Genomic DNA, 20,070 nt, shown 5'->3' with positions numbered 1-20,070 from the left:
CCCCTGTTTTTTTATGGCTTAAGTAGACCACGCTTGCTAATAAATCGGCAAATGAAGCCACAATAAATCAGGGAGATCAACCAGGCTAATGGATTGGCGTAGCAAATAGCGACGAAGCCAAGTGGCGTCAGGGCTAATAGACTAGCGACCAGCCGGCCGGCCAATTCACCAAATCCGGAGACGATAGCATAAAAGCTGTGGCCCCAGCCTTGAATGGTATTCCGAAAGATCATTAGTAAACCATGCACTGGGAAGAAGAAGGCAATGATGGTGAGATATTGTAGGGCACTTGCGGTGGTGGTAGGTGACCCGTTACCTAAAATAGCAGTGACTAAGGCCCGTCGACTGAACCATAAGATGCCAAAGGCGCCAAATGAATAGATGATTTGGATGAGACAACCATTTAAGATGCCCCGCTTAATCCGATCCCGATTCCGGGCACCGAAGTTTTGGGCTTGATAGGTGGCCATCGCTGCGCCCACACTTTCCATGGGGAGCGTGAACAATTGACGAATCTTATCAGCGGCCGATTGTGCTGCCATGATAGCTGAGCCTAGTTGGTTGATGGCATCTTGCATGATAATGGCCCCGATGGCGGATACTGAATATTCGAACCCCATTGGTAGGCCAATGGCACACATGCGTTTGAGCTTGGCCCAGGAAATCCGCCAATCAGACGACGTTAGTTTTAATTGATTCTGGCCCCAAAAGAAGCGCGAGAGGTTCAGTAACCCGCCGATAAACTCACTGATTACCGTTGCCCAAGCAGCGCCAGCGATGCCTAAATGAAACTGACAAATGAACAGTAAATCTAAAACAACGTTCACAATCAGTGAAAATACGAGGAAGTGCAACGGGTGAATTGCGTCACCAAAAGCGCGTAGGGCCGCTGCCGAATAATTAAATAAGATATTGGCGGGGATGCCGATGAAGGAAATTAGTGTAAAGGTTTCGGCCATTGCTAGGATGTTATTGGGCGTGTTCAGCCATTGAAGGAAGTAGTTGGTGCCTAAAATCATCAGTGGCGTCAGCAGGAGGCATAGCCCACCGCTTAACCACACCCCGTTGGTAAAATAAGACCGGGTGGTGGTGGCCGTTTTGGCGCCCACGCTTTGAGACAGGGGGATGCTAAATCCAATGCAACTGCCTTGAACGAATCCTAGAATTAGAAAGCTAAGGGGATAGTAGGCCCCCACTGCGGCCACCGCATCAATGCCAATCAGTCGGCCGACAATCAGCGTATCAATGAAGTTATAGAGTTGTTGGAAGAGGTGACCCGCCAATTAAGGGCAACGAAAATAAAAGTAAGCGTCGCAGGGGACTACCAGTCGTTAGATCTAATTGATTCATGCCATCACTCCTTGAATACAGGATAGTAATAATGGGGAACCACCGTCATACACCGGTAGTTCCCCATTATTCATTGAAAAATTTTAGTCGGTTGCGCCTTACTTTTGGTCAAAGAAACCAAAATAATCGTGGGCGTTATTATACGAAATATCTTCGACAATCTTGCCAAGATAAGCGTCATCGTCTGGAACCTGACCGCGAACCACCCATTCACCGATCAGATCACAGAGAACCCGACGGAAGTATTCGTGCCGTGGATAGGAAAGGAAGCTCCGCGAATCGGTTAGCATCCCCACGAAGTTTGGCAAGAGACTTTGTTGCGCCATGATTCGTAGTTGGTCATGCATGCCTTCGCGGGTGTCGTTGAACCACCAAGCACAGCCCAACTGCATCTTTTGAGTGACGCCACCTTGGAAGCTTTGCATCCCCGTTGCTAATTCGAGCCAATCATTCGGGTTGGTTGAGAAGAAGATCGTTTTAGGAATATTATTTTCCTCAGCCATATCACTCATTAATTGCATCAGTTCACCGGCAATGCCTGGTTGTGAACCCATGGAATCGAAACCGGCATCGGCACCTAATTTGCGGAACATAGGACCATTTGCATTGCGCAAAACATTGACGTGGAATTGCATGGTCCAGCCAAATTGCTTATTCAAGCGCATTAGGGCTTCTAGTAGGGCCGTTTGGTATCCGTCGATGTCGGCCGCACTGAGGTTTTGATTGTCTTGACGGGCTTTATCAATGATCTGGTTCAATTCAGGCTTGGAAGCCTTCCGGAAGTGATACGTGTTGAGACCATGATCGGAGAGGTGACCGCCTAATGAGTTGAAGAAGTCAAAGCGCTGGGCCAAAGCGGCAACCAAGGAATCAAAATCAGTAATCGTGACACCAGAGACGTCACTTAACTGGCGCAGGTAAGCGTCGTAGTCCCCTTGATTAATCCGTAGGGCGTTATCCGGCCGCATTGCTGGCAAGACTTTGAAACCGTTAGTTGCTTCTTCTTGCTTGAGCAGTTGGTGATAATGCAAATCAGAAGCAGGATCATCAGTCGTGCAGACGACTTTAACGTTAGACTTTTTGATTAAATTCCGTGGCTTGAAGTCGTCAGTCTTTAACAACGCATTGGCTTTTTCCCAAATGGCCGGAGCATTTTTGGTGGTAAAAGGTTCATCGATGCCAAAGAAGCGCTTCAGTTCCAAATGGGTCCATTCATATAGAGGATTGCCAATGGCTTTTTCAATCGTGCCCGCCCAAGCTAGAAACTTGTCATATTCATCGCCATCACCGGTGATGAGGTCTTCAGGGACCCCGTTGGCCCGTTCCAATCGCCACTTGTAGTGGTCGCCCAAACTACCATCGTTTAACCAGATACGGGTGATGTTTGGGTAATTCTTGTTTTCGTAAATGTCTTTTGGTTCTAGGTGACAGTGGTAATCAATGATCGGCATTTTTTCGGCGTGTTCGTGGTAGAGCCGTTTGGCAGGCTCATTGGTTAATAGAAAATCTTCGTTTAATAATGTCATGATAAAATTCCTCTTTCTATGACAGATGGTTTTGATAAATTAAACGCTTTCATTTGTTAGATGGTCAGGCGCTTATTTATTTTCTTCAGCGGCATTTTCTGCGTGAATTTCAGCTAATTTAGCAGCATTGGCATTAACGCGCTTCTTGCTCAGTGGGTAGAAGACCAATAGGATCAAGCCGGCTAAGAAGAGGCAGACCGTTGGGACACCAGTTGCTAACGTGTAGATATGGTTAATAACGGTGGTCGTTTGATCAGCGCCACCACCAGTGGAGGACTTGTAACCGATGAAGGTCAACATGAAACCACCGAAACCACCGGCGATTGCTTGGGCAACTTTACGGGCAAATGAGTTAACCCCGTAAACGATACCGTCTTCACGGACACCCGTTAAGACTTCATGGTTATCAATAACATCGGTAATAAAGGCCCAAACCATTAAGTTGAAGACCCCGGCACCTAAGGAACCAAAGAATAACATAACCAAGTAGAACAGGGAGCTTTGGGTGTGGACGATCATTAAAGTTCCATAAATGGCAGCTCCAATAAATAAGGCCACAATCGAACATTCTTTCCGGCCAAAAGTCCGGGTCATCCAGGTACTGAATGGCGCAAGTAAAATAACCGTAGCAAAGTTGAAGATCAAAGCAATCCCTAAGGCTTTGGTATCCTTAAAGTAGTCATTAAACAGGTAAGTCAGTAGCGTTCCTGAGAGGTTTTGGTTGATGACGATTAAAATATCCACGACAACTAAAACAACCAGTGCCCGGTTCTCAAACATCCCTTTAACAACGCTAGCTAAAGGTACATTTTCGGACTTTTCAGTTCGTACCCGTTCGGTAGTCAGTGCGGTGGTCAGCGTGTAGCAGGCCCAGGCAATCAGGGCACAGCCAACCACAACCCAGAAGAAGCGGCTGCCAGAAATCTTTTGTGAGGCGCCGATATAGATGAACATTGGGACAATATAGCTGGTTAAGGCACTACCAACAGCGGAACCAATGGCCCGGAATGTTGACAGTGAGGTTTTATCGTTAGGATCACCACTAATGGCAGAGGCCATTGAACCATAAGGGATATTGACGGAGGAGTAGAAAATTCCCCAACCCAAGTACGTGATGAAGACGTAGACGAGTCGTGCTGGCAAAGCCCAGTCCTTAACAATCGGCACGAAGGTTAGAATAAAGGCAATGAGTAAGGGATACTTCATGCGATTAATCCATGGCTTGAAGCGCCCACTCTTATGTAGCTTACTGTTGTCGACTAACCGGCCAACCGTGATATCGGCAAAGGCATCGACGAAGCGGGCGGTTAAGAAGAGGATCCCTACTTGGGCCCCCGTTAACCCTAAAACGTTGGTGTAGAAAATCATTAAGAAGGAATTGATGATGTTGAAGGAGAAGTTATTCCCAATATCACCAAACATGTAGCCAATTCGGTCTTTAATATTGAAAGGCGCAGCAGCCACAGTGATGGTTTTTTGTGTTTTTTCCAATGTCTGACACTTCCTAAAATATAAATTATGATGAGGGTACAGGTTGTTAGATAAAAGCAAAATACGGTTAGACGTTTAACTCATAGGCAAATCTCCTTCAAAACTGATATATAAGCTATCCACAGAATAGCACGTTCAGAAACCGCTTTCAAGGATAAATGACAAAAATCACGAAGTGAAATAAAATTGGCTTTATTTAAAAAAATGGTTAACCAATCCCGTTATATTAACGTTTATACTTTAATCGATAGTGACCTTTAATTATTAAAAAGATGGTTGACAGCGCTTCCAAAAGATTTTAAAGTATCACTAGAGACACATTTCTGATATACCACCTAACCTGCTTTGGAGGCGCATTATGAAAGTTAGCTCAAAATTGCTGAGTATCACCAACCATCATGAGTATCTTGATTTAGTTACAGACGGCGCAAAGTTTAGAATTTACTTACTAGATGAGAATATTATTCGCATCCGGGGAACGTTTGATGATGACTTCGCGCCAGAAGAGTCCTACGCACTGGTTAAGACGGCGTGGTCGGATGCAACCGATGACCTAATCGTTGACGAGCGGCAACGGGTAACCCCGATTGCGGTTGAATTGACGGAAACGGCTGACGGTTATACGGTGTCAAACGGTCGCTACACGTTGGAAATTCATGCAGAGCCTTTCTATTTTGAAATTAAAGATCAAAATGGTGTGACGGTGCATAAGGATCTCGTGAAACGGTCCTTTGTCCAGGATGATTTAGGTCGTCGTTTCCACTACAGTGCCATGGGCGATCACGATAAGTTTTACGGATTTGGTGAGAAGTCCGGCAAACTTAATAAATTTAAACGGCGTATGCGCATGCACAACACGGATTCTTTAGGTTGGAATGCCGCTAAGTCAGATCCGTTGTATAAAATGATTCCCTTCTATATTGATTTCAACACGACGACTAATATCGCGAGTGGCTTGTACTACAACAACACGCACGACTCGGTCTTTGATATGGACTGTGAACACAGTAACTACTGGTTACGTTACAGTTATTTCCAGTGTGATGGTGGCGATCTAGATGTCTTCTTCATTGGTGGCCCTACCATTAAGCAAGTGGTCGAGCACTATACGGATTTGACGGGAAAATCAGCCATGATGCCATTGCCATCGCTGGGCTATATGGGCTCAACCATGTTTTACACGGAACTGGATCAGGATGCCGATCAAGCCATCCTGGACTTTATCGATACGTGTAAGAAAAACGGGATTCCGTGTGATGGCTTCTTCCTATCTTCGGGGTATACCTCGGGCAAGGATGGCAAACGGTACGTCTTTAATTGGAATAAGAAACGTTTCCCTGATCCACAAAAATTTGTGGCGGAACTCAAGAAGCGCGGCGCACTGTTAGCTCCCAATATTAAACCAGGGATGCTGGTGACTCACCCATTAGCCGATGAGTTTATGGAAAAGGATGCTTACATCAAGACGCCCGATGGTCAAGGGAGCCAAGTCGACCAGTATTGGGGTGGCGATGCCCACTTTGTTGACTTTACCAATCCCCATGGTCGGGATGCTTGGGAGCAAAAAATGACGGAGGCCTTGCTATCAATTGGCATTACCTCGATTTGGAATGATAATAACGAGTATGAAATCAATGATACGCAGGCCGTAGTGGATGCCGAAGGACAAAAGAGCACGATTGGTGCGCTAAAGCCGATTATGCCGACGATGATGGCTAAGGCAGCTAAGGATGCCATTAATCGTTATGACGCAACGGTTCGCCCGTATCTAGTCAACCGAGCAGGATTTGCCGGCATTCAACGGTATGCCCAAACGTGGGCTGGTGATAACTACACGAGCTGGACGAATGTGAAATATAATATTCCCACTATTCTAGGCATGGGGTTGTCAGGAGTGGCGAACCAGGGTTGTGACATTGGTGGGTTCGATGGCCCGCTACCTGAACCAGAACTCTTTGTTCGGTGGGTTCAAAATGGTATTTTCCAGCCAAGATTCTCCATTCACTCTTGCAACAATGATAATACGGTCACAGAACCCTGGACGTATCCGGCTTACACCAAGTACATCAGGGCAGCAATTCAGTTGCGGTATTCTTTGGTGCCGTACCTGTACTCACTGCTGTATGAAGCCTCAACGAAAGGCTCACCGATCATGCGGCCATTAGTTTATGAATTCCAAGACGATCCGCAGGTGGCGGAAGAAAGTTTTGAATTTATGTTAGGCGCTTCGTTATTGGTGGCTAACGTTGTTGACAAGGGTCAAACCGCTAAGTCAGTCTACCTGCCAGCGGGAGTGGATTGGTTAGATCTGAAGACGTCCCAGTATTATACGGGTGGTCAGACGATCACGATTCCGGTAGATTTAGGGAGCATTCCGATGTTCTTGAAAGCCGGGAGCATCGTTCCTCAAAGTAAGGGACTGATGAACCTGCATAATGACGTGATCGACAAGCTGGATGTGTTAATTGAACCAAGTCGCGATGCTGAATTTGTGGTGTATGAAGATGACGGAGTAACAAATAATTACCGCCAAGGCGAAACCTTAGAAACGACCATCAAAACGACGGCAACAGCTGACGGCGTTGTGATTGATTTTAGTCGGGTTGGCCAGTATCAAACGCAAGTTAAAACCATGGCACTAGCAGTTTGCTGTCCGAAGATTGCGCCGTTAAGTGTTGATTTAGCCGACCAATCCTTGCCACGGTACCTCAATGCGGCTAAGTTCGCGAATGCCGCTGAGGGTTGGTACTTTGATGGCGAAAGTCGCCAGGTTCAAATTAAATATGCTAATCCCGAAGTGGCTGGTTATGCCGTAAAGGTTAACTTTAGTGTGAAGGATTTAATTTCGATTTAGTTGTGTAGACTCATAATTTGAGTTTAATAGGTCATTGGTGCATTTTTTAATCGGGTAGATATTAACTATAGGTTAGTCACTTGAAACACAAGATGGGCATAGACTGCTATAAATAAAGGCAGCTGGTAAGAAGTCAAAAATTCTTACCAGCTGCCTTTTAATATATAGAAACCCGGTATGTCACAGTTGAACTACTTAACAACTAAACTTAATGCAAGTACAACGAGTAGACCAACGAAAGAATTAACGAATTCTAGGGCGCCCCATGTCTTAAATGTATCCTTGAGAGAAATGCCGAATGATTGTTGGAACAAGAGAAAACCACCATCGTACATTAAAGTAGTTGTATTGCTACCGCAAGCACAAGCTAAGACCATGAGAACAGGACTGACATGAAAGGCCGCAATCATGGGTGCCACAATACCGGCAGCAGTAATTGCGGCGACGGCTCCCTGACCAGTTAAAATACGGATTAGGACGGTAATCAACCATGCAAGAATAAGTGGTGATACGGGAAAATGGCCGACCAAACTGACAATCCGCGAGCCAATACCCGTATCGATAATGACTTGTTTCATGACGCCACCAGCGGCGATGACTAAAAGAACGTTTGAAATGCCTTCAATGGCAGCGGTCAGATGTTTTGTAATTTGGGTTTCGCTTTGTCCACGACGGTAGCCAAAGACCCACATAGCGACTAAAACAGTGATGAGCATACTAATTTCAGCGCTACCAATGAAAGTTGCCAGCTTATATATAAGCGAGTTTTGACTGACAAAGAGCTTACAGATTGAGGCGATGATCATCATTAAGGCTGGTAGAAGTGGAACGAGAATACTAATTGCAAAGCTCGGAAGATCTGATGCCGGCCGCTTTTGAGCGGGCTTCATCACATTTCCTAAGGGCATGTCATTCAATCCGGGGATAAAGTAACGAATCAAAATACCGGAGCAGATGATGGTTGGTACTATGACAATGAAACCAAATATATAAACCTGCACAATATCTGCATGGAATGCAGTGACTAAGGCCATGGGCCCAGGTTGGGGTGGGAAAATACTATGGCCCATAGTAGCGCCCGCAATAGTTGGAATGATTAGACGCATGTAAGGGATCTTTGCTTCTTGAGCGATACTAATTACTAGCGGAACGGTAATCAAGAAAGCCACCTCATAGAACATTGACATCCCGAAGATGGTCCCAATGATTAGTAAAGCAAATGGCAAAAGTTTAATCCCCATTTTAGCCACAATCGTATCAGCTATTTGTTGAGATGCACCTGATTCGGTCATCAATTTACCAATAATTGCGCCAAAAATAACGATGAGTGCGAGTGTGGACAGGACGCCGCCTAAGCCGGTCTCAATGGTAGGGACGATTTTGGTTAAAGACATTCCTTCTGCAAAAGCAATAAATAAAGCAGAGATAAGTAAGGCCACAATGTTATGCATTTTTAATTTAACAATCATGAAAACTAATAGGGTGATACCAACAACCACCCAGGTTAAAGCCAGTAGATTTGCTCCCAACGGTAAAACCTCCTAAGGATTTAGAGAAAGAAAAAAGCAGACTAGTTCACTAAAACGAACATAAAAAGAATTCCCCCGATTTTAAATGGATGTGTTAGATAATTAGGCCAACAAATCTCACAATCGTGGGGAACTTTCAATGACTAAAGACTCTGAAAATTTAAAAACAATGCAGTATCTGATGAGATTTCTAAATGTTCACAAAGGTTGCTTGAATCTGTTTATACTCTTTCATGTATTTCTTAGCGTTCTGAGTGACGTCAGCAAAATCATCATTGGCTGCCGGAGCTGTTAGACCACCACCAGCACCAACAACGACGGCGCCAGCCGCAAACCAGTCACTCATATTTTGAACATTGACGCCACCAGATGGCATGACATTTAGGTATGGGAATGGGCCATGATATTCCTTGATGGCCACAGTGCCAGCCATCGCACCGGGGAATAATTTAACAACTTCAGAGCCATACTTCAAAGCGGCTTGGGCTTCAGTAACGGTATAAGTTCCAGGAACGTAAGGGACTTGATAGAGGTTACACATTAGCGCGACTTCTTTGTCGAAAGTCGGACTAACAATGAACTGGGCACCGGCAATGATGGCTAATCGAGCGGAAGTGGCGTCTAGAACGGTGCCGGCTCCGACAACAACGTCAGAATCGGAATACTTCCCAACTAAGTCACTGATGACAGTGTCAGCATGCGGGACGCTGTATGTCAGTTCTAGACCTGTAATACCACCGGCAATCACAGCATCAGCAACTTTAATGGCCTTCTCTGGGGTTTCGGCACGAATTACCGCGATCACACCAGTATCAATCATACTTTGTAATAAGTTTGCTCTTTTCATAAATTTTAGCCTTCCTATTCTGTAATTTGTTGATTCTGCAAGTAGCTATTAAGTTCATCCGATGTTGGGTAGCCATCGTTATCACCAGGACTCATGACAGCTAAAGCACCAATTGCGCAACCACGGCGAGCGGCCTTGTTAATTGGCAGTCCATCTAATAATCCGGAAATTAGGCCAACTGCGAAACCGTCCCCAGCACCAACCGTATCAACGACGTTCTTAACATGAAAACCGGGGATGGTTTGTGCATTACCATTTTTCTGTTTGATGTAGGCGCCCTTAGGTCCTAATTTCACAATGACGGTTTGTGTTGTTTGGCTCTGATTCAAATAAAAATCAGCAATTTTTTGAGGATTAGAAGAACCCATCAAGATTTCTCCCTCATGAATGCCAGGCATGACCAGGTCGGCATGTTTAGCCAACTCGTTGGTTGTCGCGACCATGTGCGCTTGGGATTCCCAAAGTGCGGGACGAAGGTTGGGATCAAAGGTAATGAACTTACCGTTTTGCTTTAGATGTTGACCCAACCGCTTGAGTACAGCCAAGTCATTATCAGATAGAGCAGCAAAGATCCCGGATAAATGGGCAATTTGAACATCGCTAAAATCAATGATATCCAGAATGTTTGCATCAAAGTTAGCGGCGGCTGAGTTCCTTCTGAAATAAAAGGTTGCGGGATCACCGTGGCTAACACGTTCCTTTAAATAAAATCCAGTCCAATGGTCAACATCTTCACTGACATAGGTGTTGCCAACGCCAGCCGCGGTCATAGATTTACGAATGAATTTACCAAACGGATCTTGACCAACTGATGAAATATATTCCGTCCGGTGCCCTAGTCGTGATATGCCAATGGCGACATTTAATTCGGCGCCCGCAACAAATTTTGTAAAGTCGGTCGCATCTTCTAAGTTTTTGTCGATATTAGACGATGCAAAGACGGCCATGGGCTCGCCAATTGTTAAAAATTCAGCCATGTATCTTCCTCTTTTCTATGGTGATGTCGATTGTAAAAATAAAAGGGATGCGAGCTATTCGCGTCCCTTTTATCTAGGCAAACTTAATCGTTGAAGAAGCCGAAGTAATTACGGGCGTTCTCGTAACTAATTCGCTTCACGATTTTACCGAGATACTCGAGATCGTTAGGTGCTTGACCGCGGGCGACCCATTGCCCGATAACGTCACACATTACACGACGGAAGTATTCGTGACGAGGATAGGATAAGAAGGAACGGCTATCGGTTAACATTCCCAAGAAGTTCGGAAACATACCAGTATTGGCATAAAGTTTCATCTGATCTTCCATGCCGTCACGGGTATCGTTGTACCACCAGCCAGCACCGAGGTGCATTTTTTGTACAGAGCCTTCTTGGAAATTACCCAGTAAGGTAGCAATAGCCATCCAATCATTAGGATTTAGCGAGTAGAAGATAGTTTTCGGAAGAATCCCCTTAGTTTGGGCATCGTAGAATAAACGGCGAACTTGTTCGGTTAGGTCAGCTTGGGTTCCAACAGAATCAAAACCAGTGTTGGGACCGATCTTATCGAACATGGGTTTGTTCTGTGAGCGAGCTACATTAACATGGTATTGTAGAACCCAGTCGTGCTTTTGAGCGAGTTGCATCATTGTTTCAACCAGTGCAGTCGTGAACTTATTAAGATCATCAGTAGATAGGGCTTTATTAGCCAAGCCTTTAGCAAAAATGATTTCAAGATCATTAGCCGATGCATCAGCATAGTGGTAAGTGTTCAAGCCAAGGTCGGCGATCTTACCACCATGATCGGCAAAGAACTGGACACGTTGTGCCATAGCGGCAGTAAGCGTTTTGAAGCTCGAGATGGTGATACCGGCTGCGGCACCTAAGCGCTTTAAATAGTCGGCATAAGTATCGGCGGTAATATTGAATGCCTCATCAGGACGCATTCCAGGGAGTACCTTGAATGCCAAATGTTCATCAGCCAGCAGTTCATGATACTTTAGGTCAGATTCTGGGGCGTCAGTTGTGACAACCACCTGAACATTGGAGCGGGCAATCAGAGCGCGGGGAGTAAAGGATGGTGTAGCCAGTTGTTGGTTAGCTTCATCCCAAATTTCTTTTGCCGTGCTTGGATCAAGTCGACTATTGATTCCAAAGAAGCGACGTAATTCCAGATGAGTCCATTCATACAGCGGGGACCCTAATGAATCGTTGATCGTTTGGGCCCATGCTACGAATTTGTCGTAGTCGTCACCATCGCCAGTGATCAAATTTTCAGGAACGCCATGGTCACGCTCTAAACGCCACTTATAATGGTCACCATATAACCCTTCATTGATCCAAATCTGAGAAATGTTTTCGTAATTTTTGTTTTCATAGATTTCCTTTGGTTCTAGATGACAGTGGTAATCAATGATCGGTTCGTTCTGGGCATATTCATGGAATAGTTTCTTAGCAACGCCGGTAGTTAATAGAAAATCATCATTCAATAAAGTCATAAGAGTTACGCCTCGATTTCTTTGCCTAATTCATTTAATAACGCTACCCAAGACATCTTGCCTTGATACTTGATATCCATACTGGCAACAAAACGTGTTAGAATTCCTTGGGTTTTCTCACTGTAATTGGCTTTAACCGTCTGTAAGGCCTCATTAATTCGTAGGTCCTCCCATTGCATGTAGGCTTGACTAGCCCAGGATGTTCCGTTGAAAACTAAGGCGAATGTATCTGGGTGAAGCATTTTTTCAAGATCAGTATTGGTATTAAGATCAATGTCACTGAGATTGATTTTAGCGGGCGCGTCACTGTTAAATGTTTGAGTCAAAAGCTTTTGTTTGGGTTGATTATAAATAATAACGGTTGTAGGCATTGGTTACTCACTCCTTAGATTTGTCAGTTTGTGATTCTTCATATGTTTCGTCAGGCCACAGCTCATCATATGGGTGTCCCGTTAGCTCCTCGGCAACTTGTTTGGCTTCAGGGGTTACATCGCGTTTGTTACCACCATCTTCCAAACGATTAATTTCACCTTGTAACACGGCATGAGTTTGACGGTTCAACTTGAACGTCCATGAGACCACTAACGCAATGATAATTAAGAGTAATGGTGCAATGACGAAGAGCAAGGCAATCTTGTCGGTGATGCCAGGTGCTTGAGTGGTAGCGGTGGAGACATAGCCGAGAGCTTCCAATAAAATCCCAGCAATCCAAGTAGCCAATGCGCCGGTTGATTTGCGGAAGAAGGTCATAACTGCGGCGTAGGTACCGGCTTTATCACCACGAGTCATGATACGATCGACATCAGGGATAAATGGGAAAACGTTCCATGGTGTAAATTCAAGAATCCCCCGAGATAATTGATAAACGATCGTAATAATAATTAAGATGGTCAATGGATTCTTAACGTGCATGAAGTAAGTTATCCCATAAGCAATCAAAGCAACAATAATGCCTATGTAGGACAGGCTGTAAAGGAATCGGGGACCGTGAGTAATCATTAACTTAGCAGCGGCTAAGGTTGATAAAATTCCAAAGACAGCAAAGGCGTTGAGAACCCAAGGGATATTGGAAGCCATGCCCATGCAGACAACGATGAATGTTGGTAACAAGGTCGCGTAGAAGTCTTTCCCTGTGAACGAGAAAATATAGATGGTTAAATGCTTGCTAAAAGCTAAGTTTCGGAAAGTCTGGCCGTAGTCGTGCAATGTTTCTTTAATATATTGGCCAACAGTTAGCTTTGGGCGTGCATCGAGTTCAGCGATAAATTCCTTAGTCAGTGGACGTTCCCAAGTACTGCGATAAGAGATATAGATGGCAACGACAAATAAAACAGTCCAAAGAATACCGGCAAAAAGGTAAGCATTTTTCTTCGCTTCAGCACTGGGTAAGGATTGCAGAATGGCTAAGATAAAGAACACTAGTGAAGTCCCAGTAGCGGAGATAAACATTCGGGAGCCAGAAAGTACGGTTCGCTTCGTGTAGTCGGTTGTCATTTCTGTTGGTAAAGTTTCCCAAGGGATCAGGATCATTCCAACAAAGAGTTCTGTTAGTGTATAAACCACTAGGTAATAGACGAATTCATGACCCGGTCCAAAAATTGAAGTGGCTGGTACCCAGAAGGCTAGGAAAGAAATGGCAAAACCAATCATGCCAATGAACATCCAAAAATGTCGACGACCATACTTTTTACCAAGATTTGTTTTATAGAAACCGTCAGTGATGGTTCCGAAAATCAAACAAAAGATAGCATCGAAGACCCGAGCGATACCTGTGATTGCCCCAGCCATTGCGGGATTCAGACCGACAGAAAGTGTTAAATAAGCGAAGATGACACCTGAAACAATGTTGTTCCAGCCACCGCCCATGAGATCAGTTAAACCGTAAGCAACCCCACGCTTAACGTTGATATCCTTGGGAGTGTAGACCCAGCGACTATTGCCCATAATAATTTCATCCTTTCGAAGTAACAGTACTTTCGAATATTTCGGAAACTGAAATATTAGTATATCTGAATACGCTTTCATTCTATTCGGTTTTCAAATAAAGTCAACGCTTTTTTGTGAATGTTCATTCAAACAACACAAAAAGGGAATAAAAAAGCGCCGCTTCAGTGCGAAGCGGCGCCTTTAGTGAACAGTGAAATATTTATTTGATTTACTTTTGGGAATAATTATTCAAAGAAGTCTGGATGGAGTTTTAATGCCACCTTAATATCGTCATCGACCATATGTAGATGACGACTGACACAAGTTTCGGCGCGGGTGGGGACTTTATCAGCAATGGCAGCCACAATAGCACGATGGTCGTCGAAGATTTGTTGCCAGTCGAGATCCGCGACTTCTAAACGAAGGTAACGAAATCGGTTAAATTGAAGGTTAACAACTTGTAACCAATTCCAAACAAATTCTTTGTGATCAATTTTATAAAATGTTTGGTGAAAGGATTCATCAAGATTAAAAAACCGATCATAATCTTTAGAATGGAGTTGGAGTTCTTGTAACTGAATCAAATATCGCAGCTCATCTAGGTCAGATTCGGTGATATGACTAATTATTTCCGCGACAACTAACTTTTCAATATTTTCACGCACAAAGCGCGCTTGATAGACTTCATCAACACTGATCTTAGACACATAAGTGCCACTTTGTGGGCGAACTAGGAGCAGACCTTCACGACTTAACCGCAAAAATGCTTCGCGAAGTGGGGTTGCACCAATCGAGAGCTCGTCTTGTAAATCTTTTTTATTAATACGATCACCGGGCCTGAGCTCTAGATGTAGAATTTTATTACGAATGGCAACGTATGCCTCATCTTGATAATTTGTTATTTCGACCATCTGGGACTCCCCCTGAATATTTTTCAACTAAAGTATACCAATTTTGCCGGTTATAAACAAAATTTAATTTGGGGTTGTAATCGATTTCAGTAGGTGTTAATATTTTCATGGAAACTGATATATTAATATAATAAGTATACACTGAATTTGAATGAAATACGTTACTATGATGTGCGTGTTTGGTGGTAGTCGTGATCAGGCGTTTATGTTGATGGTAAAGTTTATTTTGGTAGTTCTATGCTAAGGCTAGCTAAGTTTTGTTACTCATAGAAGAGTATTATCGATGCACACGCTAGGTTAAAAAACAGCAACTAAAAAATTGCATGTAGAGGTAGGAGAATGGACCTATGAAGAATATGGGATTTCGTTGGTATGGGCCAGATGATGACCCGATTACCTTAAAAAACATTCGTCAAATTCCTGGAACGATTCAGGTTGTTGGCGCGCTGTTTGATGTACCGGTTGGTGAAGTTTGGCCAAAAGAAAAAATTGCCAAGCTTAAGAAAGAAGTTGAAGATGCCGGCCTGAAATTAGAAGTTATCGAGTCGGTTAACATCCACGATGACATTAAAATCGGGAAGCCAACTCGTGATCAATATATTGAAAATTACAAACAGACGATTCGTAATTTAGCCGAGTATGGCATCAAAGTTATTTGTTATAATTTTATGCCAGTTTTCGATTGGTTACGGACAGACTTGCACTATATCTTGGAAGATGGTTCTAACGTTATGGCGTTTGAGTCAAGAATGTTGGCCGATGACCCTCAAGAAATCATCGATTCTACCCGTAACGGCGCTAATGGGTATGCTCTTCCAGGTTGGGAGCCGAAACGATTAGCGACCATTGAAGGCCTTTTCGATGCCTATAAAGATGTTGATGAAACCAAATTACGTGAGAATATGAAGTACTTCTTAGATGCTATCATCCCGACTTGTGAGGAATGTGATGTTCGGATGGCCATGCATCCAGATGATCCGCCGCGTTTATTATTTGGTTTACCTCGTATTTACAAGAACGCCGAGGATATGCGCGCGATTGAAGCCATGCATGAATCTAAATATAATGGTTTTACGATTTGTACGGGTTCTCTAGGAGAAAATCCGAAGAATGATGTGCCAGCTATCATTCGTGAGTTTGTTAAGAAGGATCGTGCGCCATTCATTCACGCTCGTAATATTAAGTTTATGAATAATCAGGGGGACTTTCACGAATCGGCGCATTTTAGTGAGTGCGGTAGTTTAGATATGTATAAAATTATGAAGGCTTTGCACGATACAAACTTTGATGGTTACATTCGTCCTGATCATGGGCGTAATATCTGGGGTGAAGACGGCGTGCCAGGTTATGGTTTATACGACCGGGCTCTAGGAATTTCTTACCTGAATGGTCTTTGGGAGGCGCTGGAAAAAAATAAGTAAAGCCTCGTGTCGTTGAATATCATAACTGTCTTGTAAGTTTGGTTTGGAGGCCCGTTTATTTTCGGATTGGGTCTCCTTTTTATGTCTAAGTAGCAAGGCAGCGTCAGTCACTGATTAATTGGATTAAAATATAAGGACGAATGGATTTGAAGAATCTATTTTCCGTGGTATACTAGTTTTTGTAGATGAATGTTCACGGTAACATTACTTGTTTAAAGGCAATTAAAGGGTATTTTGTTTTAAATTATTGACGTGGTTAACTGATGTATTAGATTTCGTAAAAATTTTAAAAAATGTTGCTTTAGATAAAGCTTATTATTGCACACTTTGTTAGGTGTGCCGGGCAGTAAGGCTGATTAAATGGGCCTTGACATTTTGTTTTTTTATTGTAATATGAAATCGGTTACAAACGAATACTGATATATAAGTTATAAGCGATAGTCATTTGGTTCATTAAGGTTATTGAGTGCATGTTTTTATCAGAAAGGACGTATTGACATGGTTAAATTAACTGACGATTACTTAAATAATAAAGCAGCGTTTGAACAAGCTGGAATCAAGGTTCCCACTTACGATCAAGCTGCCCTAAAACAAGCAACGGCTGATCATCCTCGCTGGGTTCACTTTGGTGGTGGTAACTTATTCCGGGCGTTCCACGCGGCCATTGCGAATACCTTAATTGAAAAAGGTGAATTGGATTCTGGCGTGATTGTTGGTGAAACTTACGATGACGATGTTGTTAAAGATATTTACCAAGCCTATAACAACCGGATCTTACGGGTTGTGACGAAAGCTGATGGTAACTTTGACAAAGAATTATTTGCATCTGTTGCGGAAGCTTACTTCTTTAATCCAAGCCACGAAGATGACTGGAACAACTTGTTTGATGTCTTTAAGAAGGATTCTTTGCAGGTGGTTACGTTCTCGATTACTGAAAAGGGTTATAACCTTCGGACCGTTAATGGTGATTTAAATGACCTCACCAAGGCCGATATCGCTAATGGCCCCGAAAAACCTAGGGGCAACATGGCGGGATTAGTTTCCTTATTATTGGCGCGTTTTAACAATGGTAAGGCACCACTGGCTCTCTTGAGTACCGATAACTTCTCACAAAATGGTGATCGCTTAAAAGAAAGCGTTTTAACTATTGCTAAAGGCTGGCAAGAAAATGGGTTTGTTGGCGCTGACTTCTTAGCTTACTTACAAGACCCACAACAAATTAGCTTCCCATTATCCATGATTGACCGGATTACCCCTAATCCTGCCGAAGCTGTTGGAGACAAACTAGCCGCTGCTGGCTTTGAAGATCATGAGATTGTGCACACGCCTAAGCATACGAATATTGCGCCATTTACTAACACGGAAGAAGCACACTACTTAGTCGTTGAAGATGCCTTTCCAAATGGCCGGCCAAAGTTTGAAGATGCTGGTGTGATTGTGACTGACCGTGACACGGTTAACGATGCTGATGAAATGAAAGTAACGACTTGTCTGAATCCTTTGCACACCGCGCTAGCCATCTTTGGGAGCGTTCTGGGCTTTGATTCCATTGCCAAGGAGCTCCAAAACAAAGACTTAGTTGCTTTAATCAAGCAAATTGGTTACGTCGAAGGCTTACCAGTTGTGACTGATCCTAAGGTGATTAACCCGAAGGACTTCATCAACCAATTAGTCACGAAGCGCTTGCCTAACCCATACATCCCTGATACGCCACAACGGATTGCAACCGATACCTCACAGAAGATTCCAGTTCGGTATGGTGTCACAATCAAGCACTACGATGAACGCGATGGTTTTGACCCAGCAACCTTGGAATTCATTCCATTGACGATTGCCGCTTGGTTCCGTTACCTGATGGCTGTCAATGATGAAGGCGCTAGCTTCGAACCGAGTCCTGACCCAATGATGGCCGACTTACAGAAGTATGTTGGTGATATCAAGTTGGGTGATGACGTGGATGTCCACGCCCACTTGAAGGATGTTTTGACGAATACGTCGATCTTTGGTCAAGATCTCTATGCAGTTGGTCTAGGCGAAAAGGTTGAAAATTACTTTAAGCAAATGATTGCGGGTAAAGGTGCCATTGTTGCCACGCTAGAAAAAGCTTTAGCTGATCACGCCCAAGCAGTTGACTAGGCAAAGGAGCCGATATCATGGTAACGATTCAAAATGATCGTTTCACAGCAACTATCAATGAAGTGGGCGCGGAACTCACTCATTTAGTGGACCAAGCAAGCCACCGGGACCTGATCTGGAACAACGATTTGTGGCCGAAACACGCGCCAGTATTATTTCCGGCAATCGGGCGGTCGAATGAAGACAGCTATCTGATTGATGGTCAGAGATATGAAATGCCCCAACACGGCTTTGTCAGTGGCGAGACATTTATGATTGTTGATCAGACCCCAACGGCAGTGACGCTTTCGTTGACGGCCAATGCCGCAACGCGGGTGTACTATCCCTTTGATTTTGAACTGCAAGTGACCTTTACGTTAGTTGCAACTGGCTTGAACCTAACCTTTAGTGTTCAAAATCACGGGCAACAGGATTTATCTTATTCGTTAGGATCACATCCGGCATTTAACGTCCCATTTGAGGCCGGGGAAGCCTTTACGGATTATGAATTAGTCCTCGATCCAGCCCCAACGGACTTGCAACAATTTGAAATTGTTAAAACCCCTAATCCTTATCGAGGCGGCAAAGAGTTACCGGTGACGACAGATAAGGGGGTCATTAAACTTAACTATCCGATGTTTGATGCCGGCTTAATTATTTTAAAGGCGCCTAACTTAGCGCACCTTACGCTACAGTCAACGAAGTCCAAGCATAGCATTTCTCTGAATTTGGATGACTTTGATTACGTGACATTGTGGACCAAGGAAGGTGCTCAAGCGCCATTCCTGTGTTTGGAGCCCTTTAATGGGTTGCCAGATGTGGCGGGTGATCTGCGTGAACTAGCGACTAAGGAAGGCAATCATCACGTCGCTGTGGGTCAATCCGAAACGATGGCTTATACGATTACGGTGGATTAACTGCTAAGGAGGGATCACAGATGAAGACCATTACCGTTGACTTTGTCCGTCACGGTCAAACGATTTTCAATACAATGAATAAATTGCAAGGCTGGGCCGACTCACCACTGACTAAGGCCGGGATTGCGACAGCTGATCAGGCTGGGCAACTCCTAAAGAATGTGACCTATCAGGCCACCTATGCCTCTGATCTAAAGCGGGCAATGGATACGGCACAGCATATTCTCCAACCCAATGCTTTTACCGGGGAGTTGCAAACCGACACGGCCTTTCGGGAAGTCTTCTTTGGGTCCTTTGAAGGTTTAGATAACGATGAGTCTTGGCAAACGGTTGGTCAGTCCCTAGGTTGTCAAACCCAAGCGCAGATCATTCAGAAGTATTCATTTGAGGCGGCTAGAGATGCCATGCATCAAGCGGACCCGCGCCAGCTATCGGAAAATGGGTTGACGTTTAAACGGCGGGTCGATGCTGGGTTACAACGGTTATTATCCCGTTATGCCGATCAGGACCGCATTCTGGTGGTGACCCATGGCACTTTTATCCGTTCACTGGTTTTGCGCTTTGGGCCTCAATTCGATGTGTTATCCAGCTTTCCGGCTAATGGTGGGGTGACAACCTTACAACTCACTACGGCCAATCCGGGATTCGATGGCCTAGTTACTAGCTACAACCGACTTAGTTAATGAGAGAATAAAAATTTTTGGAGG

Annotated in this window: 15 protein-coding genes; 5 read left to right on the top strand and 10 right to left on the bottom strand. The window is 44.2% G+C overall.

Annotated elements, in window-relative coordinates; genetic code table 11:
• Positions 1-11 precede the first annotated feature (11 nt).
• From ACP4IT_RS02180 to ACP4IT_RS02170, 3 genes are all read right to left on the bottom strand, one after another.
• Positions 12-1,283 (bottom strand): MATE family efflux transporter, encoded by a 1,272-nt coding sequence (locus ACP4IT_RS02180; protein ID WP_225350996.1) that lies wholly within the window; start codon positions 1,281-1,283, stop codon positions 12-14.
• 165 nt (positions 1,284-1,448) lie between these two features.
• A complete protein-coding gene (gene uxaC / locus ACP4IT_RS02175; RefSeq protein ID WP_011666941.1) occupies positions 1,449-2,876 on the bottom strand; it encodes a glucuronate isomerase in 1,428 nt (475 codons plus the stop codon).
• A 72-nt stretch (positions 2,877-2,948) separates the two neighbouring features.
• Complete coding sequence (locus tag ACP4IT_RS02170) at positions 2,949-4,367, bottom strand: MFS transporter (RefSeq protein ID WP_011666942.1); 1,419 nt, start codon at positions 4,365-4,367, stop codon at positions 2,949-2,951.
• 358 nt (positions 4,368-4,725) lie between these two features.
• Between ACP4IT_RS02170 and ACP4IT_RS02165 the strand changes: the two genes are divergently transcribed.
• Complete coding sequence (locus ACP4IT_RS02165) at positions 4,726-7,221, top strand: TIM-barrel domain-containing protein (RefSeq protein ID WP_226769755.1); 2,496 nt, start codon at positions 4,726-4,728, stop codon at positions 7,219-7,221.
• A 191-nt stretch (positions 7,222-7,412) separates the two neighbouring features.
• Here the strand turns inward: ACP4IT_RS02165 and ACP4IT_RS02160 are convergent, their stop codons facing one another.
• The 7 genes from ACP4IT_RS02160 to ACP4IT_RS02130 form a co-directional block, all read right to left on the bottom strand.
• On the bottom strand, positions 7,413-8,750 hold the full coding sequence (locus ACP4IT_RS02160) for a gluconate:H+ symporter (RefSeq protein WP_082265096.1): 1,338 nt from the start codon (positions 8,748-8,750) through the stop codon (positions 7,413-7,415).
• A 190-nt stretch (positions 8,751-8,940) separates the two neighbouring features.
• Entirely contained in the window at positions 8,941-9,597 is a 657-nt protein-coding gene (locus ACP4IT_RS02155; RefSeq protein ID WP_082265097.1) for a bifunctional 2-keto-4-hydroxyglutarate aldolase/2-keto-3-deoxy-6-phosphogluconate aldolase, read from the bottom strand.
• A 14-nt stretch (positions 9,598-9,611) separates the two neighbouring features.
• Positions 9,612-10,574 carry a sugar kinase gene (locus ACP4IT_RS02150; RefSeq protein ID WP_082265098.1) on the bottom strand — a complete coding sequence of 321 codons (963 nt, stop codon included), beginning with the start codon at positions 10,572-10,574 and terminating at the stop codon, positions 9,612-9,614.
• An 83-nt stretch (positions 10,575-10,657) separates the two neighbouring features.
• Entirely contained in the window at positions 10,658-12,073 is a 1,416-nt protein-coding gene (gene uxaC / locus ACP4IT_RS02145; protein ID WP_114684444.1) for a glucuronate isomerase, read from the bottom strand.
• A gap of 5 nt (positions 12,074-12,078) precedes the next feature.
• Positions 12,079-12,444, bottom strand: coding sequence for a hypothetical protein (locus ACP4IT_RS02140; protein ID WP_114684445.1), 366 nt, complete (start codon positions 12,442-12,444; stop codon positions 12,079-12,081).
• Between the two features lie 7 nt (positions 12,445-12,451).
• Positions 12,452-14,017: an MFS transporter gene (locus ACP4IT_RS02135; RefSeq protein WP_042521985.1), complete on the bottom strand. Its 1,566-nt coding sequence runs from the start codon at positions 14,015-14,017 to the stop codon at positions 12,452-12,454.
• Positions 14,018-14,244: 227 nt separating this feature from the next.
• Positions 14,245-14,910, bottom strand: coding sequence for a GntR family transcriptional regulator (locus ACP4IT_RS02130; protein WP_024525930.1), 666 nt, complete (start codon positions 14,908-14,910; stop codon positions 14,245-14,247).
• A 347-nt stretch (positions 14,911-15,257) separates the two neighbouring features.
• Between ACP4IT_RS02130 and uxuA the strand changes: the two genes are divergently transcribed.
• The 4 genes from uxuA (at position 15,258) to ACP4IT_RS02110 (ending at position 20,046) form a co-directional block, all read left to right on the top strand.
• Positions 15,258-16,331, top strand: a complete 1,074-nt coding sequence (gene uxuA / locus ACP4IT_RS02125; RefSeq protein WP_082265101.1) for a mannonate dehydratase — start codon at positions 15,258-15,260, stop codon at positions 16,329-16,331.
• 498 nt (positions 16,332-16,829) lie between these two features.
• On the top strand, positions 16,830-18,467 hold the full coding sequence (locus ACP4IT_RS02120) for a mannitol dehydrogenase family protein (RefSeq protein ID WP_011666945.1): 1,638 nt from the start codon (positions 16,830-16,832) through the stop codon (positions 18,465-18,467).
• 17 nt (positions 18,468-18,484) lie between these two features.
• Entirely contained in the window at positions 18,485-19,363 is an 879-nt protein-coding gene (locus tag ACP4IT_RS02115; RefSeq protein WP_156646245.1) for an aldose 1-epimerase family protein, read from the top strand.
• 20 nt (positions 19,364-19,383) lie between these two features.
• Positions 19,384-20,046: a histidine phosphatase family protein gene (locus ACP4IT_RS02110; protein ID WP_011666947.1), complete on the top strand. Its 663-nt coding sequence runs from the start codon at positions 19,384-19,386 to the stop codon at positions 20,044-20,046.
• Positions 20,047-20,070: the final 24 nt, after the last annotated feature.

The sequence above is a fragment of the Levilactobacillus sp. LN180102 genome, from assembly GCF_050106635.1.
In the GTDB taxonomy this organism is placed as follows: Bacteria; Bacillota; Bacilli; order Lactobacillales; family Lactobacillaceae; genus Levilactobacillus; species Levilactobacillus brevis.
The sequence above is the reverse complement of the archived record's forward strand: the minus strand, read 5'-3'. Positions and strand labels throughout refer to the sequence as shown.